At 38.7% G+C, this 1983-nt stretch carries 3 protein-coding genes; all 3 read right to left on the bottom strand.

What is annotated here, in order from left to right:
- Positions 1-237 precede the first annotated feature (237 nt).
- Positions 238-726: a hypothetical protein gene (locus tag AACR11_RS17355; RefSeq protein ID WP_029790607.1), complete on the bottom strand. Its 489-nt coding sequence runs from the start codon at positions 724-726 to the stop codon at positions 238-240.
- A 222-nt stretch (positions 727-948) separates the two neighbouring features.
- The gene (locus AACR11_RS17350; protein ID WP_017817947.1) at positions 949-1236 is read right to left on the bottom strand and encodes a hypothetical protein; all 288 of its coding nucleotides are present in this window, start codon (positions 1234-1236) and stop codon (positions 949-951) included.
- Positions 1237-1426: 190 nt separating this feature from the next.
- On the bottom strand, positions 1427-1726 hold the full coding sequence (locus AACR11_RS17345) for a hypothetical protein (RefSeq protein WP_029790608.1): 300 nt from the start codon (positions 1724-1726) through the stop codon (positions 1427-1429).
- Between the last annotated feature and the right edge of the window lie 257 nt (positions 1727-1983).

Below are 1983 nucleotides of genomic sequence, written 5' to 3'. Positions count from 1 at the left end.
CAGAAAAGTTAGCGTCTATTAAGGGATAAAAGCCTCATTTTTAGTAAATGATACTTAGTGATATTCACTGAATACGTAAAGTCCCCATACTTACAAGTTTGAGAAAAAGCATAACGCCGCATTAAGGTGTGAACAACGCGACCACGCAACTTAACCTTACCACCTTATACACTGAACTCAATGATGGAATGAAAAATGCCAAGCGTTGAGAATCACTCTTAAATGCTTTGTTATATTTCAGTCGTGATACACTGAAAGATTACCTGTTCGCCAAATATCACCATCCCATGATAGAACGTCATTTAGGTCCTTGAGCAAAGAGTGTTGACGATAGCGAGGCTCATCGTTTTTCTTATACCATTGATTAACAAGTGTTATTGGCTTTGGTAAAGATAATCTTTTTTTCTCGTTCAACGTTGGTTGCCAAAAGTAGATGATTATTGACTCTGCCATTTCCATAAAGTAACGACTTGCATCATCAGGGTAGGTAACTTCGCCTAACCAGAATTCTTGTTCACGAGTAATATCATGGATTTTGTGGTGTGACTTAAACCTTGTAGCGTAACTACCCTCAGTAATACCACAATATTGAATTATAGATTCTCTTTCATACTTCAATTTGCCAGTCGCTAAATAAAGACCGTTTTCTAACTCAGGTTCTTCAATGATGTCATCGTAACTGTATGGACCTCTCCACTTTACGATAATCGTAGTATGCTCACTCATATTAGAAAATTCCCATCAAAAATGGTTATGGTACCACATACTGCCAATGAGAAATATAACGCCGCGTTAAGTAGTGAGCAACGCGACCACCTAACCTAAACCAATGAACCGTAAACACAAAACCCAACGATGGAATGAAAAATGCCATGCGTTGGGAATCTGTCTTAAACGCTTTGTTATATTTGTAGTTCTCGACGAACATAGGTTTAACCTACAGTGCCATTAACAAAACTCTGCTAGGTCTTCCTCGTCAAGATAGTAGTTTGGAATTTCGTCATTTGGATCATATTCTGATGCCACACTTTCAGCTGCACTATGAATATTATCCATGTTTTCTAAATAATTGTTTATCGCTGACTCTCTATCATCATCGGTTTCAAAGTAGTCATTCAGCGTACTAGCTAACACCCGAAAAACGTATCGATCTCCATCTAATTCACCCACAAACTCAATCGAACGAGGATTGATCTTGTATTCGTAGTCTTCAAACTCAAATGTCCATTCATTCATATTCGTACTCCTTGATCGAATCAAAACGAAGATGAATGTAGTACCATAAAATCGAAAATTAAGTATGAGTAGTTGATCACGAACAGACAAATAAGTGCAGGATTTCAATACAAATATAACGCCCTGTTAAGGGCATAGTGAAAATGCCACGCGTTGCGAATCCCTCTTGAACAGTTTGTTAGAGCGCAACTCACAGGTTGAACAGAACTTTCAAAAGAGAATTTACCAAAGCAGAGATCCCTAGAAATAGAACTACTGGCAAACCTATCGCTATTATCAGTTTAAACTCGACAAACTGACCTACAACTGCATCACCATATCTACCGCCCAAGAACTTTCTCGATTCGTCCCCTACCGTAGATTTGATTTCATCTGTGACCGTCTTGCGATCTTTACCGATGAATTCTTTAAATAACATAAAGCCGAAGGGAGCGATAATAATGCCGGCGATAAGATATGACATGTACTCAATTATGTCCGTCATATTCATTATTTTTTCTCCTGCGCTCTAACGCCTTGTTAAGGTGTGAGGCACGCAATACCGAAGCCTCCGCATACCACCTTAACCACTAAAACCGACGCATAGTAAAAATGCCACGCGTGCCGAATCACTCTTGAACAATTTGTTATAAAGATTTTTTCTCAGTTGCCTTTTCATAGTCATTGAGTGCTCTATTGATGTGATACACAGAAAACAAGAGAAGTGGACCCCAGTGGTTGGACACATAAGCTAATTTCTTAAGTGGT

This window comes from Vibrio sp. L85 (assembly GCF_963871815.1).
Classification (GTDB): Bacteria; Pseudomonadota; Gammaproteobacteria; order Enterobacterales; family Vibrionaceae; genus Vibrio; species Vibrio harveyi.
This window is presented reverse-complemented; position numbering and strand designations above follow the sequence as displayed.